Source organism: Pseudomonas sp. 102515, from assembly GCF_031085165.1.
Taxonomy (GTDB): Bacteria; Pseudomonadota; Gammaproteobacteria; order Pseudomonadales; family Pseudomonadaceae; genus Chryseomonas.
The window spans coordinates 324,431-348,686 of record NZ_JAVHTY010000003.1; the positions used below are offsets into that span (position 1 = coordinate 324,431).

General features: G+C 67.5%; 32 protein-coding genes. 17 read left to right on the top strand and 15 right to left on the bottom strand.

Features of this window, described 5'->3' with window-relative positions; translation table 11 throughout:
* Window positions 1–4: 4 nt before the first annotated feature.
* The 3 genes from RCF34_RS12825 to RCF34_RS12835 all read left to right on the top strand — a co-directional run bounded on the left by RCF34_RS12825 (window position 5) and on the right by RCF34_RS12835 (window position 1,980).
* Window positions 5–475: a thioesterase family protein gene (locus tag RCF34_RS12825; RefSeq protein WP_308708512.1), complete on the top strand. Its 471-nt coding sequence runs from the start codon at window positions 5–7 to the stop codon at window positions 473–475.
* On the top strand, window positions 472–1,461 hold the full coding sequence (locus tag RCF34_RS12830; protein ID WP_308708513.1) for an alpha/beta hydrolase: 990 nt from the start codon (window positions 472–474) through the stop codon (window positions 1,459–1,461). The genes RCF34_RS12825 and RCF34_RS12830 overlap by 4 nt, the downstream gene beginning before the upstream one ends.
* Before the next feature lie 267 nt (window positions 1,462–1,728).
* Window positions 1,729–1,980 carry a hypothetical protein gene (locus RCF34_RS12835; protein ID WP_308708515.1) on the top strand — a complete coding sequence of 84 codons (252 nt, stop codon included), beginning with the start codon at window positions 1,729–1,731 and terminating at the stop codon, window positions 1,978–1,980.
* Window positions 1,981–1,986: 6 nt separating this feature from the next.
* Here the strand turns inward: RCF34_RS12835 and RCF34_RS12840 are convergent, their stop codons facing one another.
* From RCF34_RS12840 to RCF34_RS12850, 3 genes are all read right to left on the bottom strand, one after another.
* Entirely contained in the window at window positions 1,987–2,778 is a 792-nt protein-coding gene (locus RCF34_RS12840; protein WP_308708516.1) for a phosphatase PAP2 family protein, read from the bottom strand.
* A gap of 104 nt (window positions 2,779–2,882) precedes the next feature.
* Window positions 2,883–3,761 carry an alpha/beta hydrolase gene (locus RCF34_RS12845; RefSeq protein ID WP_308708517.1) on the bottom strand — a complete coding sequence of 293 codons (879 nt, stop codon included), beginning with the start codon at window positions 3,759–3,761 and terminating at the stop codon, window positions 2,883–2,885.
* A gap of 1 nt (window position 3,762) precedes the next feature.
* A complete protein-coding gene (locus tag RCF34_RS12850) occupies window positions 3,763–4,848 on the bottom strand; it encodes a tartrate dehydrogenase (RefSeq protein WP_308708518.1) in 1,086 nt (361 codons plus the stop codon).
* A 105-nt stretch (window positions 4,849–4,953) separates the two neighbouring features.
* Between RCF34_RS12850 and RCF34_RS12855 the strand changes: the two genes are divergently transcribed.
* The 3 genes from RCF34_RS12855 (at window position 4,954) to RCF34_RS12865 (ending at window position 7,574) form a co-directional block, all read left to right on the top strand.
* The gene (locus RCF34_RS12855) at window positions 4,954–5,850 is read left to right on the top strand and encodes a LysR family transcriptional regulator (protein ID WP_308708519.1); all 897 of its coding nucleotides are present in this window, start codon (window positions 4,954–4,956) and stop codon (window positions 5,848–5,850) included.
* A gap of 252 nt (window positions 5,851–6,102) precedes the next feature.
* Window positions 6,103–6,942, top strand: a complete 840-nt coding sequence (locus RCF34_RS12860; RefSeq protein ID WP_308708520.1) for an AraC family transcriptional regulator — start codon at window positions 6,103–6,105, stop codon at window positions 6,940–6,942.
* Window positions 6,943–6,989: 47 nt separating this feature from the next.
* Window positions 6,990–7,574 (top strand): LysE family translocator, encoded by a 585-nt coding sequence (locus RCF34_RS12865; RefSeq protein WP_308708521.1) that lies wholly within the window; start codon window positions 6,990–6,992, stop codon window positions 7,572–7,574.
* Here the strand turns inward: RCF34_RS12865 and RCF34_RS12870 are convergent.
* The 3 genes from RCF34_RS12870 to RCF34_RS12880 form a co-directional block, all read right to left on the bottom strand.
* The gene (locus RCF34_RS12870) at window positions 7,571–7,906 is read right to left on the bottom strand and encodes a type II toxin-antitoxin system RelE/ParE family toxin (RefSeq protein WP_308708522.1); all 336 of its coding nucleotides are present in this window, start codon (window positions 7,904–7,906) and stop codon (window positions 7,571–7,573) included. The genes RCF34_RS12865 and RCF34_RS12870 overlap by 4 nt on opposite strands.
* Entirely contained in the window at window positions 7,907–8,155 is a 249-nt protein-coding gene (locus RCF34_RS12875; RefSeq protein ID WP_308708523.1) for a type II toxin-antitoxin system Phd/YefM family antitoxin, read from the bottom strand.
* 135 nt (window positions 8,156–8,290) lie between these two features.
* A complete protein-coding gene (locus RCF34_RS12880) occupies window positions 8,291–9,199 on the bottom strand; it encodes a LysR family transcriptional regulator (protein WP_308708524.1) in 909 nt (302 codons plus the stop codon).
* A 110-nt stretch (window positions 9,200–9,309) separates the two neighbouring features.
* On the opposite strand from RCF34_RS12880, the gene RCF34_RS12885 reads away from it, so the two are divergent.
* Window positions 9,310–9,912 carry an NAD(P)H-dependent oxidoreductase gene (locus RCF34_RS12885; RefSeq protein ID WP_308708525.1) on the top strand — a complete coding sequence of 201 codons (603 nt, stop codon included), beginning with the start codon at window positions 9,310–9,312 and terminating at the stop codon, window positions 9,910–9,912.
* Between the two features lie 151 nt (window positions 9,913–10,063).
* On the opposite strand, the gene RCF34_RS12890 is transcribed toward RCF34_RS12885, so the two are convergent.
* A complete protein-coding gene (locus RCF34_RS12890) occupies window positions 10,064–11,044 on the bottom strand; it encodes an aldo/keto reductase (RefSeq protein WP_308708526.1) in 981 nt (326 codons plus the stop codon).
* 118 nt (window positions 11,045–11,162) lie between these two features.
* Between RCF34_RS12890 and RCF34_RS12895 the strand changes: the two genes are divergently transcribed.
* Together RCF34_RS12895 and RCF34_RS12900 are read left to right on the top strand one after the other, a co-directional pair.
* Window positions 11,163–11,591: an OsmC family protein gene (locus RCF34_RS12895; protein WP_145008323.1), complete on the top strand. Its 429-nt coding sequence runs from the start codon at window positions 11,163–11,165 to the stop codon at window positions 11,589–11,591.
* Between the two features lie 114 nt (window positions 11,592–11,705).
* Window positions 11,706–11,834, top strand: a complete 129-nt coding sequence (locus tag RCF34_RS12900) for a hypothetical protein (RefSeq protein WP_278442829.1) — start codon at window positions 11,706–11,708, stop codon at window positions 11,832–11,834.
* A gap of 285 nt (window positions 11,835–12,119) precedes the next feature.
* Here RCF34_RS12900 and RCF34_RS12905 read toward each other — a convergent pair whose 3' ends face one another.
* Window positions 12,120–12,353, bottom strand: a complete 234-nt coding sequence (locus tag RCF34_RS12905) for a hypothetical protein (protein ID WP_308708527.1) — start codon at window positions 12,351–12,353, stop codon at window positions 12,120–12,122.
* A 65-nt stretch (window positions 12,354–12,418) separates the two neighbouring features.
* Window positions 12,419–12,835 carry a MarR family transcriptional regulator gene (locus RCF34_RS12910; RefSeq protein ID WP_308708528.1) on the bottom strand — a complete coding sequence of 139 codons (417 nt, stop codon included), beginning with the start codon at window positions 12,833–12,835 and terminating at the stop codon, window positions 12,419–12,421.
* Window positions 12,836–12,889: 54 nt separating this feature from the next.
* On the opposite strand from RCF34_RS12910, the gene RCF34_RS12915 reads away from it, so the two are divergent.
* Both RCF34_RS12915 and RCF34_RS12920 read left to right on the top strand, forming a co-directional pair.
* Window positions 12,890–13,684, top strand: coding sequence for a siderophore-interacting protein (locus tag RCF34_RS12915; protein ID WP_308708529.1), 795 nt, complete (start codon window positions 12,890–12,892; stop codon window positions 13,682–13,684).
* Window positions 13,681–15,024: an MFS transporter gene (locus RCF34_RS12920; protein WP_308708530.1), complete on the top strand. Its 1,344-nt coding sequence runs from the start codon at window positions 13,681–13,683 to the stop codon at window positions 15,022–15,024. Before RCF34_RS12915 ends, RCF34_RS12920 begins: the two co-directional genes overlap by 4 nt.
* On the opposite strand, the gene RCF34_RS12925 is transcribed toward RCF34_RS12920, so the two are convergent.
* On the bottom strand, window positions 15,021–16,145 hold the full coding sequence (locus tag RCF34_RS12925) for an aminopeptidase (protein WP_308708531.1): 1,125 nt from the start codon (window positions 16,143–16,145) through the stop codon (window positions 15,021–15,023). The two genes, RCF34_RS12920 and RCF34_RS12925, sit on opposite strands and share 4 nt — an antisense overlap.
* On the opposite strand from RCF34_RS12925, the gene RCF34_RS12930 reads away from it, so the two are divergent.
* Together RCF34_RS12930 and RCF34_RS12935 are read left to right on the top strand one after the other, a co-directional pair.
* On the top strand, window positions 16,144–16,566 hold the full coding sequence (locus RCF34_RS12930) for a hypothetical protein (RefSeq protein ID WP_308708532.1): 423 nt from the start codon (window positions 16,144–16,146) through the stop codon (window positions 16,564–16,566). The genes RCF34_RS12925 and RCF34_RS12930 overlap by 2 nt on opposite strands.
* Window positions 16,567–16,600: 34 nt before the next feature.
* Window positions 16,601–17,035 (top strand): hypothetical protein, encoded by a 435-nt coding sequence (locus RCF34_RS12935; RefSeq protein ID WP_308708533.1) that lies wholly within the window; start codon window positions 16,601–16,603, stop codon window positions 17,033–17,035.
* A gap of 34 nt (window positions 17,036–17,069) precedes the next feature.
* Here the strand turns inward: RCF34_RS12935 and RCF34_RS12940 are convergent, their stop codons facing one another.
* Both RCF34_RS12940 and RCF34_RS12945 read right to left on the bottom strand, forming a co-directional pair.
* A complete protein-coding gene (locus RCF34_RS12940; protein ID WP_308708534.1) occupies window positions 17,070–17,246 on the bottom strand; it encodes a hypothetical protein in 177 nt (58 codons plus the stop codon).
* A 102-nt stretch (window positions 17,247–17,348) separates the two neighbouring features.
* Window positions 17,349–17,579, bottom strand: a complete 231-nt coding sequence (locus tag RCF34_RS12945; protein WP_007160218.1) for a DUF1161 domain-containing protein — start codon at window positions 17,577–17,579, stop codon at window positions 17,349–17,351.
* Between the two features lie 148 nt (window positions 17,580–17,727).
* Here RCF34_RS12945 and RCF34_RS12950 point away from each other — a divergent pair, with 148 nt between their 5' ends.
* Entirely contained in the window at window positions 17,728–18,396 is a 669-nt protein-coding gene (locus RCF34_RS12950; RefSeq protein WP_308708535.1) for a hypothetical protein, read from the top strand.
* On the opposite strand, the gene RCF34_RS12955 is transcribed toward RCF34_RS12950, so the two are convergent.
* Entirely contained in the window at window positions 18,378–19,607 is a 1,230-nt protein-coding gene (locus RCF34_RS12955; protein WP_308708536.1) for a nucleoside recognition domain-containing protein, read from the bottom strand. The genes RCF34_RS12950 and RCF34_RS12955 overlap by 19 nt on opposite strands.
* Window positions 19,608–19,734: 127 nt before the next feature.
* Between RCF34_RS12955 and RCF34_RS12960 the strand changes: the two genes are divergently transcribed.
* From RCF34_RS12960 to ubiA, 3 genes are read left to right on the top strand one after another with little or no spacing between them, the layout of a single operon-like run.
* Complete coding sequence (locus tag RCF34_RS12960; RefSeq protein ID WP_308708537.1) at window positions 19,735–20,304, top strand: DUF2780 domain-containing protein; 570 nt, start codon at window positions 19,735–19,737, stop codon at window positions 20,302–20,304.
* Complete coding sequence (locus RCF34_RS12965; RefSeq protein ID WP_308708538.1) at window positions 20,288–20,890, top strand: chorismate lyase; 603 nt, start codon at window positions 20,288–20,290, stop codon at window positions 20,888–20,890. The genes RCF34_RS12960 and RCF34_RS12965 overlap by 17 nt, the downstream gene beginning before the upstream one ends.
* A gap of 30 nt (window positions 20,891–20,920) precedes the next feature.
* On the top strand, window positions 20,921–21,868 hold the full coding sequence (ubiA, locus tag RCF34_RS12970) for a 4-hydroxybenzoate octaprenyltransferase (RefSeq protein ID WP_308708539.1): 948 nt from the start codon (window positions 20,921–20,923) through the stop codon (window positions 21,866–21,868).
* On the opposite strand, the gene RCF34_RS12975 is transcribed toward ubiA, so the two are convergent.
* Window positions 21,853–22,842: a DMT family transporter gene (locus tag RCF34_RS12975; protein ID WP_308708540.1), complete on the bottom strand. Its 990-nt coding sequence runs from the start codon at window positions 22,840–22,842 to the stop codon at window positions 21,853–21,855. The genes ubiA and RCF34_RS12975 overlap by 16 nt on opposite strands.
* A gap of 386 nt (window positions 22,843–23,228) precedes the next feature.
* Entirely contained in the window at window positions 23,229–24,182 is a 954-nt protein-coding gene (locus RCF34_RS12980) for a LysR family transcriptional regulator (protein WP_308708541.1), read from the bottom strand.
* Between the last annotated feature and the right edge of the window lie 74 nt (window positions 24,183–24,256).

The following is a 24,256-nucleotide window of genomic DNA, read 5'->3' on the forward strand; positions in this document are numbered from 1 at the left end:
GGCCATGATCATCCATCGCACCGCGGTCGCGCCCGAGTGGGTCGACTACAACGGCCATCTGCGCGACGCCTACTACCTGCTGATCTTCAGCCACGCCACCGACGCCCTGATGGACACCATGGGCCTGGACGCCGCCGGCCGCGCCGCCAGCGGGCACTCGCTGTTCACCCTGGAGTGCCACCTCAACTTCCTCCATGAGGTGAAGGCGGAGGCCCGGCTGGAGGTGCGGGTGAGATTCCTGGCGCTGGACGCCAAGCGGCTGCACCTGCACTTCGGCCTCCATCACCAGGGCCAGGCCGACCTGCTGGCCGCCTCCGAGCAGCTGCTGCTGCACGTCCACCTGGACGGCCCCCGCTCCGCGCCCTTCGCGCCACGGGTGCACGACTGGCTGGCGACCCGGCTGGCGAGTCAGAGGGACGCGCCCTGGCCGGAGCATGTCGGACGGGTCATCGGCCTGCCCCCGCCCCGCCCATGAAGGCGCCGCCGCTGTCGGCGGACATGGCCGCCTTCGTCGCGGCCAGCCAGGCCTTCGTCACTACCGATCCGGACCTCCAGGCGCAGCGCCAGGCCTATGCGCGGCTCTGCGCCGCCCTGGCGCCGGCTGACTACAGGGGCCTGGCGATCAGCGATCACCGCGCCGGCGCCGTGCCGTTGCGCCTGGTGGCGCCGCGGGAGGCCGCCGCTGGCCGCCCCGCCCTGCTCTATCTGCACGGCGGGGGCTGGATGCTCGGCGACCTGGATTCCCACGGCTTTCTCGCGGCACGTCTGGCGCGGCGACTGGGGCTGGCGGTGCTGCTGGTGGACTATCGCCTGGCGCCCGAACACCCCTATCCCGCCGCCCTCGACGATGCCCGCCAGGCCTGGGACTGGTTGCAGCAGCAAGCCCTGACCCTGGGGCTGGATGACAGCCGGCTGGCGGTAGCCGGCGACAGTGCCGGCGGCACTCTCGCCGCCGCCCTGTGCCTGGCGCTACGGCAGCAGGGGCGTGCCCAGCCCCGGGCCCAGGCGCTGATCTATCCGGCGCTGACCGCGCGGGTGCTGCCCAGCGAACGCCGGCAGGCTCAGGCGCCGCTGCTGAGCGCCGCCGACTGGCGGGCTTGTCTGGACGTCTATCTGCCCCGCCCGGCGGAGCGCCGCGAGCCTCTCGCCCTGCCCCTGCAGGCTGGCGATTTCAGTGGACTGGCACCCGCCTTTGTCGCCGTGGCCCAGCGCGATCCCCTGGCTGACCAGGGCCGTGCCTATGCCACTGCCCTGCGTGGCGGCGGGACGCCCTGTCGCCTGTGGCAAGGCGCCGGTCTGCTGCACGGCGCCCTGCGCGCCCGGGGCCGGCGGGCCGAAGCCCTGCGCGAGGCCCTGGAAGCCTTTCTCGTTGGCGAACTGGGCGCCCTGCCCGCCACTGACCTGGCAAAAGACAAAAAAAAACCTCAACCGCTGGAGACGGAAGAGGTTCAAACGCCCTGATGGGCCTCAGTGTGTAACCGGGGGCTGCTCGACTCTGGTGGCGAACAACCGGAAAATGTCGTGGATAGGCGCCATTCTAACGACGAACGTCGATCCTGACCCTGCGGCAGATTGTCCAGGCATGGCGTCGTAATAAATCTACATTGCCCGGCTGGCAAGCGAGGCACTTTCCAAAAACGACATCCGGCTATGCGGCGACGCCAGCCCGGCTTGCCGTCTGCGGCGCCAATGGGAGAATCCAGGCATTCCACCGGAGAGGGCAGCACCATGATGATCGCCGACTTGATCGACCAGGACGACTTCCGCGACCGCCTGCGTGCGCTGGGTTTCAACGTGACGCCCGCGGCCACGGTGGACGAGGCCTGTCGCCAGGCGGTGACGGGCCTCAACCAGGAACGCGCCCAGGCCCTGCGGCAACTGATCCAGGAATTGTTGTCCGGCAGCGCGGCGCTGCTCCCAGCGGTACGCCAGGCCATCGACCAGCAATTGCTGCCGGCCCTGGCCCAGCAGCGCGCCTAGCGGACGCTAGGGCCGCAGCAGACTCAGCCGGCCCAGCAGCGGCAACCGTCCCAAGCCCCGCAACGGTGGCGTCAACAGGCGCTCGCCCTGACGGGCGAAGGCAGCGGCCAGCGGCGTATGCAGGCCCAGGCTGATCACGCCCAGAGCCAGCGCCAGGCCGCCGACATAGTCATCCGAGCCCCAGTGGGCGCCGGCCACCAGGCGCGGCAGCATGAACAGCACGGCCAGCCCGGCCACCACCAGCCGCCGTCCACCGCGGGTGAAACGCGCCATGAACAGCGCCCAGAGCAGCAGCACCGAGGCATGGTCGCCGGGAAAGCTGGCGCCGGACCTGTCCTTCAACTCCCAGCCGTGCTCCAGCCCGGGAAAGCGGTCGCTGAGTAGATAGGCGCCCGGGAGCACGTCGGACGGACTGGCATGCTGCAGGCCCCAGGCTTCGATGCCCTTGGTCAGCAGGGTGCGCACGATCAGCAGGATCACCAGCAGGCCGACGAAGGCCGCCAGCGCTGGCCGTACCTGCCGGGCCGGATAGGCCCAGCCACCGCGGACCAGCAGTGCCAGCAGGATCAGGCCAACCAGGGCATCCACCGGTCTCAGACTGAAGAAGGTCCAGAGATAGAGCCAGGCGGTGGACTGCGCCAGGGGGGCATTGAGGGCGTGGAACAAGCCGGCGTCGAAGGCCAGCAGGTGGTCACGAACGTCAGGAATGAGCCAGAGCAGCAGCAGGCCCAGGGCCAGGCCCTGGCACAGCACCAGGCGACGCCACTGCCAGGTGGAAACGAAGAGGGGAGCGTTCATCGAGGTCTCTTTTCACGAAAATTTCACGAATAGACCCGTCCGACCTCGATAACGTCACACTTTGTTACAGCCAGATGACGCAACGGTCCTTTGCAGTCACCGATTCAACCGAAGAAGGCCAGGGCTTCTTCCACGACCAGATCCGGTAACTCTTCCGCCAGATAATGCCCGCCCGGCAGGGCGCGGCCGCTGACCTGGGTGGCCACCTGGAGCCATTCGGCGAGGGGATCGAAGCAGCGTCCCACGGTGCCTTCCGCGCCCCAGAGTATTCGCAGCGGCAATGCCAGCCGGCGACCCGCATCCAGGTCGGCCTGGTCGTGCGCCAGATCGATCCCGGCACTGGCGCGATAATCCTCGCAGATACCCCGGGCGGTGCCGGGCAGGCTCAGGCAGCGCAGGTATTCGGCCAGCACCTCCGGCGGAAAGGGCGCGAGGCCGGCGCTGCGCGTACCCATCACGCCCTTGAGATAGCCTTCCGGATCGGCCTCGATCAACCGTTCTGGAAGCGGCGCCGGGCGGATCAGGAAGAACCAGTGCCAATAGGCGCGGGCGAAGGCCTCGTCGGTTTGCCGATACATGGCCAGGGTCGGCGCGATGTCCAGCAGCATCAGCCGCTCCACCGCTGCGGGATGATCCAGCGCCAGGCGATGGGCGACCCGGGCGCCGCGGTCGTGGGCCAGCACGGCGAAACGGTCGTGGCCGAGCAGGCGCATCAGCTCGACGTTGTCCCACGCCAGGGTGCGCTTGCTGTACGCCTCGGCACCCGCTTCGGGCTTGGCGCTGTCGCCATAGCCGCGCAGGTCGGCGGCCACCAGGGTGAAGCGCTCGGCCAGCCGCGGCGCCACCCTGTGCCACATGACATGGGTCTGGGGATGACCATGGAGCAGCAGCAGCGCCGGGCCCTGGCCGCCGACGCGGCAATTGAGCTCGACGCCGTCGACGTTCAGCCGCCGCTGTTCGAAGCCCGCAAAGAGGCCGTCCATCTCAGGCCAGCGCCGCGGCGATGGCCTGCCCCAGGCTCGCGGTGGTGCCCTGGCCGCCGAGGTCGCGGGTCAGGGGCGCCTGCTCGGGCCCCTGGCGCAGCACCGCCTCGATGGCCGCCACCACGGCAGCACCGGCGTCGGCATGGCCGAGGTGCTCCAGCATCATGGCGCCGCACCAGATCTGGCCGATGGGATTGGCGATGCCACGGCCGGCGATGTCCGGCGCCGAGCCGTGCACCGGCTCGAACAGGCTGGGGAAATTGCGTTCCGGATTGATGTTGGCCGAGGGGGCGATGCCAATGGTGCCGGTGCAGGCCGGGCCCAGGTCGGAGAGGATGTCGCCGAACAGGTTGCTGGCCACCACCACGTCGAACCAGTCCGGGTGCAGGACGAAGTTGGCGGTGAGGATGTCGATGTGGAACTTGTCCACCGCCACGTCCGGATAGGCCTTGCCCATCTCCTCCACGCGCCTGTCCCACCAGGGCATGGTGATGGCGATACCGTTGGACTTGGTGGCCGAGGTCAGTTTCTTGCGCGGCCGCTGCTGGGCCAGGTCGAAGGCGAACTTGAGGATGCGGTCGGTGCCATGGCGGGTCATCACCGTTTCCTGGATCACCACCTCGCGTTCGGTGCCCTCGAACATGATGCCGCCGACGCTGGAGTACTCGCCCTCGGTGTTCTCGCGCACCACATAGAAGTCGATGTCGCCCGGCTGACGATTGGCCAGGGGCGCCTTGACGCCAGGCATCAGGCGGCAGGGGCGCAGGTTGACGTACTGGTCGAAGCGGCGGCGGAATTGCAGCAGCGAACCCCACAGCGAGATATGGTCGGGCACCACGTCCGGCCAACCGACGGCGCCGAAGTAGAGGGCATCGTAGCCCTTGAGCGTCTCGAACCAGTCGTCCGGCAGCATCTTGCCGTGGGCCTGGTAGTACTCGGCGCTGGCGAAGTCGAAGTGATCCCACTGCAGGACGATGCCGAAGCGCTGGGCGGCGGCGTCCAGCACGCGGATACCTTCGGGCATGACTTCCTTGCCGATGCCGTCTCCGGCGATGACCGCGATCTTGTGGGGCTTGGACGCTTGCATGGGCCTTCTCCGGCAGTCTGGGTGGGATGGACCCAGTGTAGTCCTGCGCCGGGGACGTACAATCCCACTCAAGAGAAAGCCATTCTTAACCTGAGATCAAGAATCTTGTCCGCCGATGAGCTCGCCTTCTTCGTCCGCCTGGCTGGCCACCCCAGCCTGACCGCCGCCGCCCGGGAACTGGGCCTGTCCCTGGCGGCGGTGAGCAAGAGACTCACCGCCCTGGAGCGCCGGCTGGGTGTGCAACTGATCCGCCGCACCACGCGACGCCTGGACCTGACGCCGGAAGGCCTGCGCTATCTGGAAGGCGCCCGCCCGCTGCTGACCCAGCTGGAAGACCTGGAAGCCGCGGTCGGTCGGCCCGATGCGCCCCTGAGTGGAACGCTCAATCTCAACGCCACCTTTGGCTTCGGTCGCCGCCACCTGGCACCGCTGCTGTCGGACTTCGCCCGCCGTCACCCCGGGCTGGAGCTCAACCTGCACCTCTCCAGCCATCCGGTGAATCTGCTGGACGGTCCCTTCGACCTGGACATCCGCGTCGGCGAGCCCCCGGATGCCCGGGTCATCGCCCACCGCCTGCTGGACAACCGCCGCCTGCTCTGCGCCGCCCCCGCCTACCTGGCCCGGGCCGGCGTGCCGGAAAGCGTGGCCGACCTGGCGCGGCACAACTGCCTGGTGCTGCGCCAGGACGCCGGCGACTACGCCGTCTGGCGCTTCATCCGGGACGGCCAGCATTTCGCCCAGAAGGTCAGCGGCAGCCTGAGCAGCAACGACGGCGAAGTAGTGGTGCGCCTGGCGCTGGAAGGCCACGGGCTGATCCTGAGATCGGAATGGGACGTGGCCGAGCTGATCGCCAGCGGCGCCCTGGTACAGGTGCTGGCCGATCACCAGGCGCCAGCGGCGGCCATCTATGCGGTCTATCGCCAGCAGCGCCACGTGCCACGGCGGATCTCCGAACTGATCCGTCATCTGGCGCGGGAACTGCCCGCACGGCTGGGACGCTAGTGTGGTGTTTCAGAGGTTCGCGCAAGAATTGGCGAGTGATTTTTTGGCGGTTCGGCGTTCCGATTGGGCTAGGCGCCGCGACGAGTCAGAGCAGGGCTATGGCGAGGAGTGGCAACGCCGCCCAAGCCGAAAAAGCGCCGCCAAAATCGTGCAGTTAACTTCTGAAACACCACACTAGGTTGCACGAATCTTCCAGACCGCCGGGGGATCTCACCCTAGACTGGAAAGCCCGCAGATCTTCTCTTTCCCGCCATGGCCGACGATCACTGGATCCAGTTGCAGCAGGACGCCGAGACCGGCATCGAGACCCTGCGCGCCCATTTCGAGGGCCATGCCTATGACCCGCACTGGCACGACGCCTATCTGGTGGGCTACACCGAGCAGGGCCTGCAGCAATTCCACTGCCGCGGCCAGCGCCACCTGAGCACCCCCGGGCAGGTCTTTCTCCTGGAGCCCGGCGAACTGCACGACGGCCAGGCGCCGGAGGCCGAGGGCTTCACCTATTCCATGCTCTACCTCGATCCCCAGTGGCTGGCGCGTGAGCTGCAGGGCTTGCATGGCGACGCCCGGCCACTGGGCGAACCCGGCTTCGCCCGGACCTTGGTGGAGCAGGCCGAATTGCATCGCGCGGTGGCCTGGGCCCATGAGGTCCTGAGTCGTCCGGAATTGCGTATCGTCCGCCAGAGCGCTCTGGATGCCCTGCTGCTGCGCCTCCTGCCGCAGCTGCAATGGCGGGCGCCCCAGACCGGCGATCCGCGCCTGCCCCAGGTGGCCCTGCGCGCCCGCGACTTCCTGCATGCCCATCACCACGAGGACATCGGTCTGGATGAATTGGCCCGGGCCGCTGGGGTGGACAGATTTCGCCTGACCCGCGCCTTCAAGGCGGCCTTCGGTCTCGCGCCCCATGCCTATCTGGTACAGCTGCGCCTGTCGCGAGCGCGGCGGCTGCTGGCCGATGGCCTGTCGCCGGCAGAAACCGCCGCCGCCCTGGGCTTTGCCGACCAGAGTCACCTGGGTCGCTGGTTCCGCCGCGCCTATGGCCTGACCCCGGCGGCCTATCGCGCGCGCTGCTCGAATCTTCCAGACCGCTAGAGGCGAGGCTTGCGACCCTGGTGGCTCAGTCCTTCCAGGAGTCTCTCATGTCCCTGTTGCCCTTCCTGCTGTTCGCCCTGGTCGCCTCCATCACCCCCGGACCGACCAATGTGCTCATCCTCGGCCACAGCGCCCGCCATGGTGCCCGGGCCAGCCTGCCGCTGGTGCTGGGCGGCAGCCTGGGCGCGGTGGCCCTGGTGCTGGTGGTGGGCTTCGGTCTTGGCCAGACCCTGGCGCGACATCCCGACTGGCAGCGCGGCCTGGCCTGGGCCGGAGTGCTCTGGCTGAGCTGGCTGGCCTGGCAACTGGCGCGTGCCGGAGCGCCCGCGGTGGCGGACGACAGCGCCCGCCTGGGCTTCGGCGGCACCGCCGGCCTGCAGGTGCTCAACCCCAAGAGCTGGAGCATGGCGCTGGCGGTGGTCACCGTCTACGCCGAACCCGGTGCCGATCTCTGGCAGCAGGTGCTGGTGCTGGCCCTGGTGTTCCTGCTGGTGTCCGTACCCTGCCTGGGCCTCTGGGCGCTGCTCGGCCGGGTCGCGGCGCATGGCCTGAAATCGACCCGCGCCTGGCGCGGCTTCAACCTGGGGATGGCGGCGCTGCTGCTCGCCTCGGCCTGGGCGACGGTGATCTAGCGCAACAGGCAGTAGCGGATCAGCGCCTTTTCCACGCTCTGCTTCTGTCTGAGCACGAGCAGTACCACTACCGCCCGCTCTGCAGTCTTGATCTCGTAAAAGACCCGGAAGCCGTCATGGTTGAATTCGCGGTAATGCAGGACGCCTAATTCACTGGCCTGGCGGCTGATGGGAAAAGCCGGGGGCGCTGCTGGCAGCTGGCTCTCGATAGCGTCGATCAGCCCGGTGATCCTGGCGAGCGCATTCCGCTGGTTGCTGTGATCGGCCAGGTGATGAACCTGATCTTCGAGGCTCAAGGCCGCACACTCGGTAAAACGTAGCGCTAGGCTCATTCAATCTCCAGAAAAACGCCCGGCCAAGCGATCCTTGATCTGTGCAGCGGTTTGATGCTGCCCCTCGTTATCCTCACGCGCGCTCATGGCCAGCAGTTTGACCAGGGCAATGGCCTCGTCGCGACGTTTGCGCTCCTCGTAGGACTCGATGACATAGGCAGGTACCCCGTTCTGGGTAACGACCATGGGTTCGTCAAGATCAAGATTGGCCGCGTGGCGCTTCAAGTAGCTGATGGTTTCGGTTTTCATCGGATGTCCTCCTGGGCCGAATGCCTGGGCGTCCCTTCTAGGGAAGACACAGGCGTCATTGCATGGCTGTCAGCTTACCGGGACGCACCGCGAAACCCAAATACAGACTAAATAAAGACCAAGCAGGCCTATCGATCACACCGGCATCCCGCCCTGATCGCGAAAGCTCTCCTCCAGGTGCTCCAGCCAGGCGCGTACCGCCGGCAACTGGCCGCGTCGGTGGGCATAGGCGGCCTGCAGATGGCCGCCGGGCAGCGACCAGTCCGGCAGCAGGCGCTGCAGGCGACCCTCGGCCAGTTCGGACTCGCAATAGAGCAGCGGCAGCATCGTGTAGCCGAGGCCCGCCAGGGCGGCGGTCTTGCGTACGCTGAAGTCGTCGATGCCCAGCCGGGCTTCCAGTACCAGTTCGCGGCGCTGGCCGTCGGGACCGACCATGCGCAGGTGCACCCGGCGATCCAGCTCCAGGGCGCCGAGCAGCGGGACGCCCAGCAGGGCTTCCGGCGCATCCAGCTGGCGACCGACGAGAAAGGCGGGTGCGGCCACCAGCACCCCGGAGGCCTGGCGCAGGCGGCGCACGATCAGCCCCGGTTCCACGTCGTCGACGTCCCTCACCCGCAAGGCCACGTCGAGGCCCTCGTTGACCACGTCCACCCGCCGATTGACCAGCACCATCTCCAGCTGCACCAGGGGATAACGCTGCAGGAAGCGGGTGACGACGTCGGGCAGGTAGTCCTGAGCCAGGGCCACCGGGCAAGACACCCGCAGCGGCCCGCGCGGTTCGCTGGACAGGCTGGCCGCCGTTTCGGCAGCGCTCTCCGCCTCGCGCAGCAGCGCCTGGCAGTGCACCAGGTAGCGCTCGCCGAGGGTGGTCAGGGTCAGGGTGCGGGTGGTGCGCTGCAGCAGCCGCGCGCCCAGGCGGGTCTCCAGCTCGGCGATGCGCCGGGACAGCCGCGACTTGGGAATGCCCAGCAGGCGCCCGGCGGCGGCGAAACCCCCGGCGTCCACCACCTTGGCGAAGTAGGCGAGATCATTGAGGTCTTGCAAGGGCGATTGTCCTATCCATGGGACGAAGCATCGCATTCTAGGCGACTAATCAGCCGATCGTCTTATCGGTAGTCTGGGCTCATCGCGTCGAACCCTACAGGACTACCGCCATGAAACTCTTGCACATCGATTCCAGCATCCTGGGTGATCATTCCGCCTCCCGTGCCCTGACCGCCAAGGTCGTCGGCGCCCTCAAGGCCGCTACGCCAGGCCTTGAGGTCAGCTACCACGACCTCGCCCACGATTCCCTGGGTCACTTCTCCGCCGCCAGTCTGGCTGCCGGTGCGACCGCTGCCGAGCAGCGCAGCGCCGAACAGCGCGACGAGGCCGAGCGCAATGCCCGCGCCCTGCAGGAATTCCTCGCCGCCGACGTGCTGGTCCTGGGTGCGCCCATGTACAACTTCACCATTCCCACCCAGCTCAAGGCCTGGATCGACCGCATCACCGTGGCCGGCACCACCTTCCGCTACGGCGAAGCCGGTCCGGAAGGCCTGTGTGGCGGCAAGAAGGCGATCATCGTCGCCACCGCGGGCGGCATCCATGCCGGCAAGCCCACCGGCATCGCCCACGAAGACTATCTGAAGCTGCTGCTGGGCTTTCTTGGCATCACCGACATCCAGATCGTCCGCGCCGAAGGCCTGGCCTATGGCGACGAAGCCAAGCGCGCGGCCCTGGCCAGCGCTGAACGCCAGATCGCCGACCAGTACGCCTGAATCGGGGCGCCCTCACCCCCAGCCCCCCTCCAGCTAGGCGAGGGAAACGAAGCCGGCAGCGCTAGCGCCGGTTGGGGGACCAAAATCCAGTCCAAATACCACGCCCCCCTCTCCCTCCGGGAGAGGGCCGGGGTGAGGGCAAGGCACCGCCTCAGCTGAATCCCACCACCGGATGCGGCACATAGGGCGCTTCCAGGGCACTGATCTCTTCTGCGCTCAGCTGCAATTCCAGCGCCGCCACCGCATCCTCCAGATGCTGCGGCTTGGACGCCCCGACGATGGGCGCGTCGATGCCCGGCTTCTGTAGCAGCCAGGCCAGGGCCACCTGGGCACGCGGTACGCCGCGGGCTTCGGCGATGCGCGCCACAGCGGCGACGATTTGCCGATCGGATTCTTCACTGGCGGTATAGAGCGTCTTGCCGAAGGCGTCGCTTTCGGTCCGCGCCGTGCTGGCGTCCCAGTCGCGGGTCAGGCGACCCCGGGCCAACGGACTCCAGGGGATCACGCCGATGCCGGCATCGCGACACAGCGGCAGCATCTCCCGCTCCTCTTCACGAGCGAGCAAATTGACGTGGTTCTGCATGGTGGCGAATGTCGTCCAGCCATGGCGCTCGGCCGTGTGCAGCGCCTTGGCGAATTGCCAGGCGTACATGCTGCTGGCGCCGATGTGCAGCGCCTTGCCGGCCTTGACCACGTCGTGCAGGGCCTCCAGGGTCTCCTCGATGGGCGTGTGATAGTCCCAGCGATGGATCTGGTAGAGATCGACATAGTCGGTGCCCAGGCGCTGCAGGCTGGCATCGATGGCGGCGAAGATGGCCTTGCGCGACAAGCCGCCGACGTTGGGTTTGTCCCGCAGCGGGAAGTACACCTTGGTCGCCAGCACGATCTCCTCGCGCACGGCGTTGGCCTTGAGAAAGCGGCCGACGATCTCTTCGCTGGTGCCGTCGGAGTAGCTGTTGGCGGTGTCGAAAAAGTTGATGCCGAGATCCAGCGCCTTCTTCAGCAGCGGCTGGCTCTGGTCTTCCGGCAGGGTCCAGGGGTGATTGCCGCGCTCGGGGACGCCGTAGGTCATGCAGCCGAGGCAGAGGGGCGAGATCTTCAGACCGGTGCGGCCTAGGTTGCGGTAGTTCATGGGGGCCTCCAGGGGTAGTCGAAAAGGGTTGACCACGGCATTCCCGGATCGACTGCAACGAACTTCTCGGCGGCCGCCTGGTTCTAGATGAATTCTCATCCACAACCGGAGACGCTCCATGAAGAAATATGCTTCCGCGGTCTGGCAAGGCGGTCTGAAGGATGGCAAGGGCCATATCACCACCGAGAGCGGCGCGCTCAAGGACAATGCCTACGGCTTCAACACCCGTTTCGAAGGCACTCCGGGCACCAACCCCGAAGAACTGATCGGCGCGGCCCACGCCGGCTGCTTCTCCATGGCCTTCTCCATGCTGCTGGGCCAGAACGGTCTGACCCCCGAGCGCATCGAGACCAAGGCCGACGTGACCCTGGACAAGGTCGGCGACGGCTTCGAGATCACCACCATCGATCTGACCATGAAAGCCAAGATCCCCGGTGCCACCCAGGAGCAGTTCACCACCATCGCCAACCAGGCGAAGGAAGGCTGCCCGGTGTCCAAGGTGCTCAAGGGCGCCAAGATCAACCTGAACGCCACGCTGGAAGGCTAAGGGTCAGAGGTGCCTGCCGGTGCCGTCTGGCATCGGCAACACCGCGTCATAAAGGCCGTCCGCAGCGATAGGCCGAATCGCTAGACTGCTCCGACCCTGCTTTCGGAGAGCACGATGAACGACTCCCTCTTCATGACCCTCTTTTCCATCCTCGCCCTGTTGCTGTTGGGCGGCGGCATCTATGGCTGCGTGATCCTCAATCGCCAGCGCAAGGACATCGAGAAGAACGACAGCGAGGGCTAGGCCGGTCGCCGACCTGCAGGTCACGCGCGCCCTCGGTACCGAACAGCTCCGAATGCGGCGCGTGGGTGGCCAGGTGGAAGACCTCCCGGGCGAGTTGCTCGATGAAGGTGGCCTGATCCGAGGGTGCGCCTCACCCTGAGAGGGGCTAACCATCCTCCAGGCCAAGGGTGCCGGCCTGTTCTCGATCAGTGCGAAGTCGCCATGCCGGGCCTTGGTCTGGACCTTGGCGAGCCATGGCCGGTGACGCGTGGAAGCCCCGGCTGGCCCGAGGTTCCACGTGGAGCATCAGCGTTCCAACTTGCGCTCGACCTCGGCGGTCTTGCGCTCGATCTCTTCGGCTTCCTGTTCCTTGGTCTTGATATCGGTGGGCGTGATGACCTTGTCGATGCCATCGGTCGGCGTCGATTCCGGCTGCTCCATGTCCTTTCTCACCACATCCACCGGCCGCCCCGCCTCGTCGAGCACGGGTTCATTGGGTGGGGTCTTGCCCAGATGGGCATCGGAACGCTGGTCGCTCATGAGAGGCTCTCCTCGGTAGGGTCCTTCTTTCGAGCGCGACGACCGCTGCGGAGTTCGCTCGCCGCTTACTTGCGAATACGGACCCGCTCCAGATAGGCCAGCAACTGCGCCTGCTCGCTCGCATCCAGCGGCGCGAAAACCGCTTCCAGTGCCTGGGTGCGCGGCGCCTGGGCCTGGTCCAGCGCCTGGCGGCCCTGCTCGGTGAGATGGACCAGCAGCGCCCGGCGATCCTGGGGATGAGGCTCGCGACGGACCAGGCCGTCACGCTCCAGCGCATCGAAGGCATCGGTCAGGGTACGCGGCGCATGGCGCAGCTGTTCGGCGACCTCGCCCGGACGGCAGGGGCCCATGCGTTCCAGCACCTTGAGCACCTTGTAGCGGGCGAAGGAAAGTCCGGAGGCCTTGAGAGTCTCATCCAATTGTTGGCGCATCTGCCGTTTCAGATCCATCAGGGCTTCGGCAATGGCGGCGGCGGTTGACATGAAAGCTCCTTACCTCGAACATAGTGAGGAACCTCAATGAATGGTACCTCCGCAATGGCGACATCTTTTCACAGCCGCGAGGGCGATGCCAGTGCCCCTCACCTTTTCCAGCGCGTGCGTTTCGACCTCAAGCGGCGCTGGGCAACCGTCGTCCGCCGCGAAGAACTCGGTGGCGACCTGCTGCGCCTGACCTTTGGTGGCAGCGACCTGGCCGATTTCCAGAGCGCGGCCTTCGACGAGCACGTGAAGCTGTTCGTCCCCGCCGACACCACCCCGATTCGCGCCGCCAGCCCCGAGCAGCTGGTGGGTCGCCACTACACGCCGCGCCACTACGATGGCGCGCGTGGCGAACTGGCCATCGATTTCTATCTGCATGAAGCCGGGGTGCTGACCACCTGGGCACGCCAGGCGCAGCCGGGTGCCGAGCTGATCATCGGCGGACCCAAGGGGGCCCTGGTGCCGCCCGAGGACTTCGACTGGTACCTGCTGGCCGGCGACGAGACCGCCCTGCCCGCCATCGCCCGCCGCCTGGAACAGCTGGCCGCTGGCGTCCGGGTGACGGTCATCGCCGAAGTGGCCCGTGCGGGCCTGGAGATCGCCCTGCCGACGGCTGCTGCCGCCGAGCTCCACTGGGTCTATCGCGAGACCGAGCCCGATGCCCTGGTGCAAGCCCTGGAGCGGCTGGAGCTGCCGGCAGGTGAAGGCTATGCCTGGATCGCCGGTGAGGCCACGCAAGCCCGCGCCGCGCGCCAGGCGCTACTGGCCAAGGGACTGCCACGGGACTGGGTCAAGGCGGCCGGCTACTGGAAACTCGGCGAGAGCGACCAGCACGTGAAGGTCGAGGATTGAGCACCGCCGCCGTCACCGACGGCCTGCCTCCGCCACGCCGCTGTCGCGCCGTGGCCGCCTTGCTGCTGGCCATCAGCATGACGGTGCTGGACAGCGGCATCGCCAATTTGGCGCTGCCCAGCATCGCCGAGGCCCTGGATGTCTCGGCTGCCGCCGCGGTCTGGATCGTCAGCGCCTATCAGCTGAGTCTGGTGGCGCTGCTGTTTCCCCTGGCCGCGGTGGCCGAGCGCCTTGGCCTGCGGCCGGTATTCACCGCCGGGGTCGGGATCTTCGGCCTGGCCTCCCTGGGCTGCGCCCTGGCGCCGGATCTCGCCAGCCTGGTGGCCGCACGGGCGCTGCAGGGGGTAGGCGCCGCCGCCATCATGTGCGTCAGCGCCGGTATCGTCCGTCTCTCCTATCCACGCGACCGCCTCGGTCGTGGTATCGCCATCAATGCCCTTTGCGTGGCCCTGGGATCGGCCGCTGCACCCAGCCTGGGGGCGGCCATCCTGGCCCTGGGCGGCTGGCCCTGGCTGTTCGCCGTCAATGTGCCCGTGGCGATGCTGATCGCGCTGCTGGTGCATAACCTGCCCGACAGCCCCCGTGCGCAGCGCCGCCTCGACCCGTTCAGCGTGCTGCTCAATGCCCTGCTGTTCTGCGCCGGCATCGGCGGTCTCGAACGCCTCGGTGCCGCGCCGCTGCAGGGCATGGGCCTGCTGCTGCTGGCCGCGGCCAGCCTGGTGCTGCTGGTACGCCGCGAGCGCGGCCTGCCGGCGCCTCTGCTGCCGGTCGATCTGCTGGGGCTGCCGGCCATGCGTCATTCGGTGCTGGCCTCGGTCTGCTCCTTCGCCGCGCAGATGCTCTGCTTTCTGGCCCTGCCCTTCTACCTGCAACACCAGCTCGGGCTGGTGCCCTTGCAGGTCGCCCTGCTGATGCTGGCCTGGCCGCTCACCGTGGCCGTCTCGGCGCAGGTGGCCGGGCGGCTGGCCGACCGCCATCCGCCGCAGCGGCTGTGCATGCTCGGCGGCCTGGGCATCGCCCTGGGTCTCGCGGCCGCCGCGGTCATGCCGCTGGAGCGCTCGACCGCCCTGCTGATCCCCTGCCTGATCCTCGGTGGCATCGGCTTCGGCTTCTTCCAGGTGCCCAACAACAGGATCATGCTGACCGCCGCCCCGGCCGGTCGCAATGGCGCCACCGGCGGTGTCCAGGCCACGGCGCGGCAGACCGGCATGGCCCTGGGCGCCGCGGCCCTGGCGCTGCTACTGCATCTGGATGGCGGCCTGGCCCCGCGGCTAGGTCTGGTCCTGGCGGCAACGCTGGGTCTGGTCGCCGCCTGGTCCAATTGGCGGGCACCGCGCTAGGACCGAGGGATTGTCGCCGGCCCGAGCAGGGTCCGCAGCACCTGCTCGCGTTCGGCCGCCGGACGCTCGCCCAGCAGCCGGACCCGATGGAAGAACGCCGGCCAGTTGCCCGGGTGCTGTCGATAGAGGGCGGCGAAGGCTGGCACCCACTGTTCGTACAGGCCATAGGGCACCAGCCGCGCATTGTTCAGCGGCTGCTGCATCCAGCCATCGAAGCGCCGGTCGTCCCGCCAGGCCGGGGTGGCGCGCAGTCGCTGGTAATCGTTGCGCAGCTGCACGAAGCGCCTGGCCTTGGCCACGCGCTTGGCCTCGGCCGTCAATGGCTGGGCATAGAGCCTGGCCAGGTCTGCGCGGGTGGTCAGCAGCAGGCCGCGGAATTGCTGATAGCGGGCTTCGCGCCCCGCATCCGGTGGCGGCAGGCCGCGACTGGCGCGCCATTGCCGCAGGCCTTCGCCCTCGACGAAGGTGGCATAGGATTCGTTGAAGGCGGTATCGCCAGGCAGATAGAACCGCTGGTGCGCCAATTCGTGGAAGATCGTCGCCGCCACCTGGTCGTCGTCCCAGCGCAGCATGCTGCTGAGCAGGGGATCGCTGAACCAGCCCAGCGTCGAATAGGCCGGCACGCCACCGACATAGGTGTCCTGGCCCTGCGCCTGCAGCCGCTGCGCCTCAGCCCGCGCCCTGGCTTCCTGGTAGTAGCCGCGATAGGCCACGCAGCCGGCGATGGGAAAACAGTGGGTGGTGGGCCGGGTGGAAAATTCGGCGGTGGCGAAGACATTCCACAGCACGAAGGGCCGCTTGAGTTCGACGAAGCTGCGATAGCTGGCGTTGTCGGGCAGCGCCAGTTCGGCACTGGCGAAGCGTCGAGCCGCCGCCGCGGCAGCGAGGCGTTCGCGCAAGGCAGCGGGGCGCGCGGGATCCGCGACGACCATCGCAATGGGCTCGCGATCACGGATCAGCGCCCACTGGCTCTGTACCATCTGGCCGTAGTACCCGACCGAGGTACAACCGCTCAGTCCGATCACGAGGGACAGCAGCGCCAGCCAGCGGCTCGTGCGTTGCGCAGGCAGGGTGCCTGGCTGGGTGGCGCGCCCTTCCCTGCCCGGAGTTGTAGCCGTCATGCGTAGACTGTGCCTGCTGTTGCCTGTGCTGTTCCTAGGTGGCTGTTCCCTGTGGCCTTTGCCCAAGCCCGATCCGGCACAGGCCTGGATCGATCTGGACAGCGACGGCAGGGCCAAGCTGGAAGCCCTGCGCGCCGATCGCAAGGATCTCGAAGACAAACGCTACTTCCAGGTCTGGCCAGGGAGCCATGATCTGCAGGTACGCTACCAGTTCGAGGTGCAGCCCACCAACATCGGCGCCCAGGTGGCCGATCCGCTGGCGCGCACCTGCCTGGTGACCCTCAACTACAAGGCCTTCGCCGCGGGCGAGCGCTATCGCCTGGAAGCCGGCCAGACCGGCTGGCGGCCCTGGGCGCGCCTCTATGACGAGCGCAATCAGGAAGTGGCGCGCAGCACTGCCAGTCGTTGCGGCGACGTGTAGACTCGGCTGATCTCCCTGCCGCGAGTCGCCGCCCATGCGTCTGCGCCTGCTGCTCCCTCTGCTGCTACTGCTAAGCGGCTGCACCACGCCGCTGCCCCCCAAAGATCCCCACCAGGCCTGGGTCGACCTGGTGCTGCGCGAACCCGCGGTGAGCGCTTCGCTGCTGGCCGAGTCCCAGGACGGCAGGCGTCTCGACGACGGTCGCTACTTCCAGCTCACCCCCGGTAGCCACAGCCTCAAGGTGAGCTATCGCTACGAACTCTATGGCGGCGGTGGCTTCGGTTCGCGATTCGGCTGGCGGGAACCGCTGCAGATCCAGTGCTATCTGGAGCTGGACTACGCGGACTTCCAGGCCGGTCGGCGCTATCGCCTGGAGGCCGAGAACACCTTCGGCCAGGGCGAGATCACCCTCTACGACGGCCCGCGCGAACTGGTGAGTTCCGAGCGAGGCATCTGCTCGCCCTTCTGACCCGCGGCTGGCAAAGCGGCCAGCAGACGGACCGCTAGGCGGGCACGCTGAGCCAGCCGTCCTGGCTGCGGTCCTGGGTACGGACCGCCAGCGGGCGACTCTTCTGCTCACGCAGCTGGCGACTCATACGCAGGAAATCCTCGCGTTCCATCCAGCGCGGCGCGGGCTGGGCAAGGGACAGAGCTTGGCGAATCCGGGCGAACGGCGACATGGCATTACCCTCTTGGCTAAATACTGTATGCGCAAACAGTACTAAGCCAAGCGAAACTGTACAAGTATCCAGCGGATGAACGGTCTGTCCCCTGAGGCAGGGTCAGTCGTTGCGCTGATAGAGGATCTTGTAGGTCCCGTTGGCGCAGCTGCCCACCACCATGTTGGGATCGCGCACCTCGGCATTGGGGACCGCTTCGAGGGTATAGGCGGTCACCCCGGCCGACTGGATCTTGACCTCGATGTCGGCCTTGAGCTGGTCGCAGGACAGGGGTTCGGCCAGCACGGCGGTGCTCAGCAGGGCGGTGCAGCAAAGTAGCGATAGACGCAGCATGGCGATTTTTCCTTGGCGTGATGACCGCTCAGGCTTGGACGCCCGAGCTGTGGCGATGTTCTCAGCGCTGCCCTTTGGCCAGCGAAGCGGTGGAACCTGGAACCCGAACGGTATTTCCGATGCTCAATCCTTCCAGTGAAGTGCCCCCATGTTCCAGTGGTTGAAAGACAATTCCCAAGTCCTCACGCTCTTTGCCCAGTGCTGCACCTTGGGCGTCTGGGTGCTCTATGCGCAGCTCCTGCTCAACAACTACAAGCGCCAGCGCCAGCCGCGGCTGATCATCAACCGCGGCGCCGGCAAGGGCGTGGGCGCCCTCTGCCTGCTGTCCAACATGAGCGCCGAGCCGGTGTTCATCAACCAGCTCACGGTGATCCTCAAGACCAATCGCGAGACGCTCTACACCGATGTCACCGACATCCGCGAGAGCGGCCAGGATGACTTCGACCCTGATCTGGTGCTGGGCGAGGCGACCCACCAGGGTCCGCTCAACACCGGTGACTTCACCCATATCGGTACCTTCCAGGGCCTGATCCGCCGTGCCGCCGAGTACAACGGCCTGACCCTGGAAAACCATCGGCCGCCCGAGGGCTGGGTGTTCGAGGGCCTGGAGATCCGCGCGGTAGCCTTCTATGGCTCGGATCACGATCCCATCGGAGTACGCCGGCGCTTTCGCCTGGGCCAGCACGACGGCCACTACTGTGCGCTGATCGCCGAGGACTGGCAGACCCAGCAACTGACCACGCGCCGCCAGCGGCGCATGGTGCAGGACGACTGGATGGTCGACCTGGAACCCAAGGCTCAGCCAAAGAACCAGTAGCAGATCAGGATCGACGCCGTGACCCCGGTGAATTCCGCCAGCAGGGCGCAACCCACCGCATGGCGGGCGCGCTGGATACCTACCGCGCCGAAGTACACCGCCAGCACGTAGAAGGTGGTCTCGGTACTGCCCTGGATGGTCGCCGCCACCAGCGCCGGAAAGCTGTCCACGCCGTGGGTCTGCATGGTCTCGATCAGCAGGGCGCGGGCGGCGCTGCCGGAGAAGGGCTTGACCAGGGCGGTGGGCAGCGCTTCGACGAAGCGGGTGTCCCAGCCGAAGAAGGTCACCGCATGGCGGATGCCTTCGAGAATGGCCTCCAGGGCGCCCGAAGCGCGCAGCACGCCGACCGCGCAGAGCATGGCCACCAGGTAGGGCAACAGCGACTTGGCGACGTCGAAGCCTTCCTTGGCGCCTTCGACGAAGGCTTCGTAGACCGGCACCTTGCGCAGGGCGCCGAGGATCATGAACGCCAGGATGATACCGAACAGGGTCAGGTTGCCGAGCAGCGACGACAGCCCGGCCAGCGCCGTGGCGGTCAGGGTGAAGAGAAAGGCGACGAAGGCGCCGAAGGCCAGGGCGCCCCCGCCGATCCAGGCCAGCACCACCGGGTCCCAGAGTTTCAGCCGCTGCATGAAGGCCACCGAGAACAGCCCCACCAGGTTGGCGCAGGTGTGGGCCAGCAGGATCGGCAGGAACACCAGGGTCGGATCGGGGGCGCCCTGCTGGGCGCGGTACATGAACACCGTCACCGGCAGCAGCGTCAGCGAGGAGGCGTTGAGCACCAGGAAGAGGATCTGCGCATTGCTCGCCGTGGTGCTGCTGGGGTTGAGTTCCTGCAGGGCGCGCATGGCCTTGAGGCCGATGGGCGTGGCGGCGTTGTCCAGGCCCAGGCCGTTGGCGGCGAAGTTGAGGGTGATCAGCCCCAGCGCCGGATGACCGCGTGGCACCTCGGGCATCAGCCGGGCGAACAGCGGCCCGAGCAGTCGCGCCAGGGCGTCCACCAGCCCGGCCTTCTCGGCGATGCGCAGGATGCCGAGCCAGAGGGTCAGGGTGCCGAACAGCAGCACCATGACCTCCACCGACAGCCTGGCCATGGCGAACAGGCTCTCCACCATGGCGGCGAAGACCCCGGCGTTGCCGGCTACCAGCCACTGGCCGAAGGCGCTGATCCCGGCAACGATGAAGAAGCCCAGCCACAACCCGTTGAGCATCTCGGTTCTCCCGGCAAAACGGCGATGATAACCGCAGCGTCCGCTCCCTGCAGGGACGCCGTTCAGTCTGTGGTCATCGCTGTCGGGTTATCCTCTGACCTTTCACGCAACCCGCTGGAGTCCGCCCATGCGTCTGTCCGTTCTCGCCCTGCCGCTGGTGCTCGCCGCCAGCCCCGTGTTCGCCTTCAACCTCAACGACGCCGTCAACGCCTACAACAGCGCCAACGGCAACAACAACGCCAAGGCCACCGCCGCCGCCGCGGCCACGCCCCAGGCCCAGGGCCTGCTACAGGCGCTGACCAGCCAGCTCAACGTCACTCCGCAACAGGCGGTGGGTGGTACCGGTGCCCTGCTCGGCCTGGCCAAGAGCCAGCTGGTGGGCAACGACTATCGCCAGCTGGCCAAGGCCGTGCCAGGGCTGGACCAGTTGACCGGTGCCAACGCCACCGGCGGCCTCGCGCAACTGGGCGGCCTGGGCAGCCTGCTCGGTGGCGGCGGTCAGGACGCCAAGCAGAGTCCGCTGGGCAGCCTGCTGGGCAATGTCGACAGCCGTCAGGACGTCGACAAGACCTTCAACGCCCTGGGCATGAACAGTGGCATGACCAGCCAGTTCGCCCAGGTGATCCTCGGCTATCTCGGCAAGCAAGGCACCCAGCCCTCCCTGCTGAGCACCCTGGGCAATGTCTGGGGCCTGTGACGGCGCACCGCGCTGGCGGACCCGCGCGGCGGCCAGCGTTGAGCCGGACTGCGCCGAGGCGCCGCTCGGCTGGCTCTATGCGGACCGCGGCTCCCTCACCGAACGCCTGACCGCCCTCAGCGAGGGGCGCTTCGCCGTCGAGGTGATCGCCGAGGGCTGGCAAGCGCTGCGCCCGGACGAGTGCCAGGCGCTTGAGGTACCACCGGCCAGCCCCGGCTGGGTGCGCGAGGTCTGGCTGCGCGGTGGCGGCGAGGCCTGGGTCTTCGCCCGCAGCGTGGCGGCGCGCGAGGCTCTGGAAGCGGCGGATTTCGACCTGGCGGCGCTGGGCGAGCGCCCGCTCGGCCACTGGCTGTTCCAGGCGCCGGCCTTTGTCCGTGGGCCGCTGGAAGCCTGCCGCTATCCGCTGGCCTGGCTGCCCGCAGGGCCGGCAACCGCGCCCTGCTGGGCCCGGCGCTCGGTGTTCCGGCGCGGTCCCCTGGCGATCCTGGTGGGCGAGGTCTTTCTACCGGCCTTCTGGCCCCACGCCCGGCGCGAAGGCGAGTCGAATCATCAGGACGGCAGCGGCGACGCGACAGGGCCCCTATAATCGCGAGGCCCTTCGCCACGCAGCCGTCCGATGAAAAAGAACGCTTCCCGCCCCCGTGATCGCCGTCCTGCCGCGCCCCGCGGCCCCGAGCCCAGCGCCCGGGTGATCGCCACGCGCCCCCGCCGCGAGCGCATCCGCGACTTCGTCCAGCTGACCCGGCTGGACCGGCCCATCGGCATCTATCTGCTGCTCTGGCCCACGCTCTGGGCGCTGTGGATCGCCGCCGAGGGCGTGCCGAGCCTGAAGAATCTGGTGATCTTCGTGCTCGGCGTGGTGCTGATGAGATCGGCCGGCTGCGTGATCAACGACTTCGCCGACCGCAACTTCGACGGCCACGTCGCCCGCACCAGGAATCGCCCCCTGGCCACCGGGCGCATCTCGCCCAAGGAAGCCCTGCTGTTCTTCGCCGTGCTGGTGCTGCTCAGCTTCGGCCTGGTGCTCTGCACCAATGCCACCACCGTCTGGCTGTCCTTTGGCGCCCTCGGCGTGGCCGCGCTCTATCCCTTCATGAAGAGATACACCTACTACCCCCAGGCGGTGCTGGGCGCGGCCTTTTCCTGGGGCATGCCCATGGCCTTCACCGCCGAGACCGGCGAACTGCCGGCCGCGGCCTGGCTGCTGTTCGTCGCCAACGTGATCTGGACGGTGGGCTACGACACCTACTACGCCATGGCCGACCGCGAAGACGATCTCAAGATCGGGGTGAAATCCACTGCCATCCTGTTCGGCGATGCCGACCGGGTGATCATTGCCACCCTGCAGGGCCTGACCCTGTTCTGCCTGGCGCTGGCCGGCGGTCGCTTCGGCCTGGGCCTGCCCTTCTACCTGGGCCTGGCGGTGGCGGCTGGCTGCTTCGCCTGGGAATTCCACGTCACCCGCGACCGTGACCCGCTGGTGTGCTTCAAGGCCTTCCTGCACAACCACTGGGCGGGTCTGGCGATCCTCATCGGGATCATCGCCGATTACGGACTGCGCTGAGCCGGAGCGCCCGCGGCGGCGTCGGCCACCTCCTCCGGTAGCGCCTCGGGTTGCGCCGCCGGCACCGCCCGGGCCTTCTTGGCCCTGGACGCCTTGCGGCTCTGCTGCCAGGCCACCGCCAGGCCGCTGGCGCAGATGACGAGGATGCCGATCAGCGCGCCGCTGTCCGGCACATGGCCGAAGACGAGATAGCCGATGATGCCGGCGGTGACGATCTGGCCGTAGCTGAAGGGCGCCAGCAGCGCCGGCGGCGCATAGCGGAAGGCCTGGGTCAGCAGCAGGTGGCCGGACATGCCGAAGAGGCCGAGCAGCGCCAGCATGAAGCCATGGGTCAGGGTCGGGATTTCCCAGAAGAAGGGCACCACGCTGCTCAGCACCAGGGTGTTGATGATGCCGGTGAGGAAGTTGCTGGTGGTGGGGCTGTCGATGCCGCTGAGCAGGCGCGTCAGCAGCTGGTAGAGCCCGAAGCACACCGCCGAGCAGACCGGCAGCAGCACCGCCGGGGTGAACAGCTGGCCACCCGGCCGCACGATGATCAGCACCCCGATGAAGCCGGCCAGCACCGCCGCCCACTGGCTGCGAGTCACGGTTTCCTTGAGCAGCGGCACCGACAGTGCCGTCACCATCAGCGGGGCGAGAAAGTTGACCGCGGTGGCCTCGGCCATCGGCAGATAGCGCAGCCCGGTGGTGAAGAACAGGCTGCAGCCGATCAGGCACAGCGCCCTGAGTACCTGCAGCCCCGGCCGCTTGGTGCGGATCACCGCCAGCCCCGAGCGCGGGATGAAGATGCCCATCATCAGCAGGGTATGGGAGAGGTAGCGGGCCCAGACCACCATGACCACCGGATAGAAGCCGGACAGGTACTTGGAGAGGGCATCGTGGGAGGCGAACAGCCAGACCGCGAAGCAGATCAGGGCGATGCCCTTGAGCGGCTGGTCGGCGAATCTCAGAGTGGGTCCTGCTTGGGCGCTCATTGGACTCCCGTGGCGCTTTGAGTCTGTTCAAAGCCTGCTGCGCGTCGGCCAAACGTCGTTGAAAATGCCTTCGGAATGCTCATTTACCCTTTGTAAACTCCGCTTCCTCAGGCACTTTCGCCTTGTTTGTCTCTAGCTCGCGAGACGTTGAACACACTCTGACGGCGGTCCCTGACCGCCTGCATGATCCGGCCGCCCTGCACGGCGGTCCGTCGGCATGACCACCGACTCGGGACATGGACCTCGACGACAGCGGAGCGTGCCGTCGAGCAGCCGTCCTGTCGCCCTCAGGACCGCGATACCGGGCGATATTTCAATAGCTTACTAACTATGACCCGGCGTGCAGCCCGGTCTCCCCCGAGCTTAGTCCAAGCGCCCCGCCGATCTCAATGCGATTGTCCGACGACTTCGCTGACGGCCCGCACGAAGGCCTCGTCCGCCTCCAGCGCCCCAGGGATCTGTTCGCGCAGATAGGCCACCCAGGTGCGGATCTTGGCATCCAGGTACTGCCGCGAGGCATAGAGGGCATAGACGTTGAGGCGCTGCAGGCGATAGGCCGGCAGCACCCGCACCAGGCTGCCGTCGCGCAGGCCGTCCACCGCCGAATAGAGCGGCAGCACGCCGATGCCGAGCCCCTGGCGCAGGGCCTCGGTCATGGCGTCGCCGACGTTGACCTGGAAGGGGGTCTCGCCGATGCGATAGGTTTCCGGGCCGTTGGGCCCGTCGAACTGCCAGCGGTCGAAGGACACCACCGGGCTGATGAATCTCAGGCAGGCGTGGTTGGCCAGTTCCGCCGGCGTCTGCGGCTGGCCGTGCTCCTGCAAGTAGGCGGGCGAGGCGCAGAGGATGCTGTAGGTGTGGCCGATCTGCTGGGAGACGAAGCCGGAATCGGGTAGCTCGGCCGCGACCACGATGGCCAGGTCGAAGCCCTCCTCGAGCAGATCGGGGATGCGGTTGGCCATGGTCAGGTCGAAGCGCACCTCAGGGTACAGGGCGCGATAGCCGGCGATGGCACGGATTACGTAGTGCTGACCGATGCCGGTCATGCTGTGCACCCGCAGTCGTCCTTCGGGCCGCGCCTGGGCGTGTCCGGCCTCGGCTTCGGCCTCCTCGACATAGGCGAGGATCTGCTCGCAGCGCGCCAGGTAGCGCTGGCCGGCTTCGGTCAGGGCGATGCGTCTCGTCGTGCGGTGCAGCAGGCGGGTGCGCAGATGGGTTTCCAGATGGGCCACCGCCCGGGAGACGTGGGCCGTGGTGGTCTGCAGCGTCTGGGCCGCGCCGGTGAAGCTGCCGCTTTCCACCACGGCGACGAAAACGCGCATGTTGTGCAGGGTGTCCATGCCGCCTCGACAGTCGGGAAAAGCGTCATTCTCCATATTATTTCAGTATGTGAAACAAAGATTCGCGGGTTGGC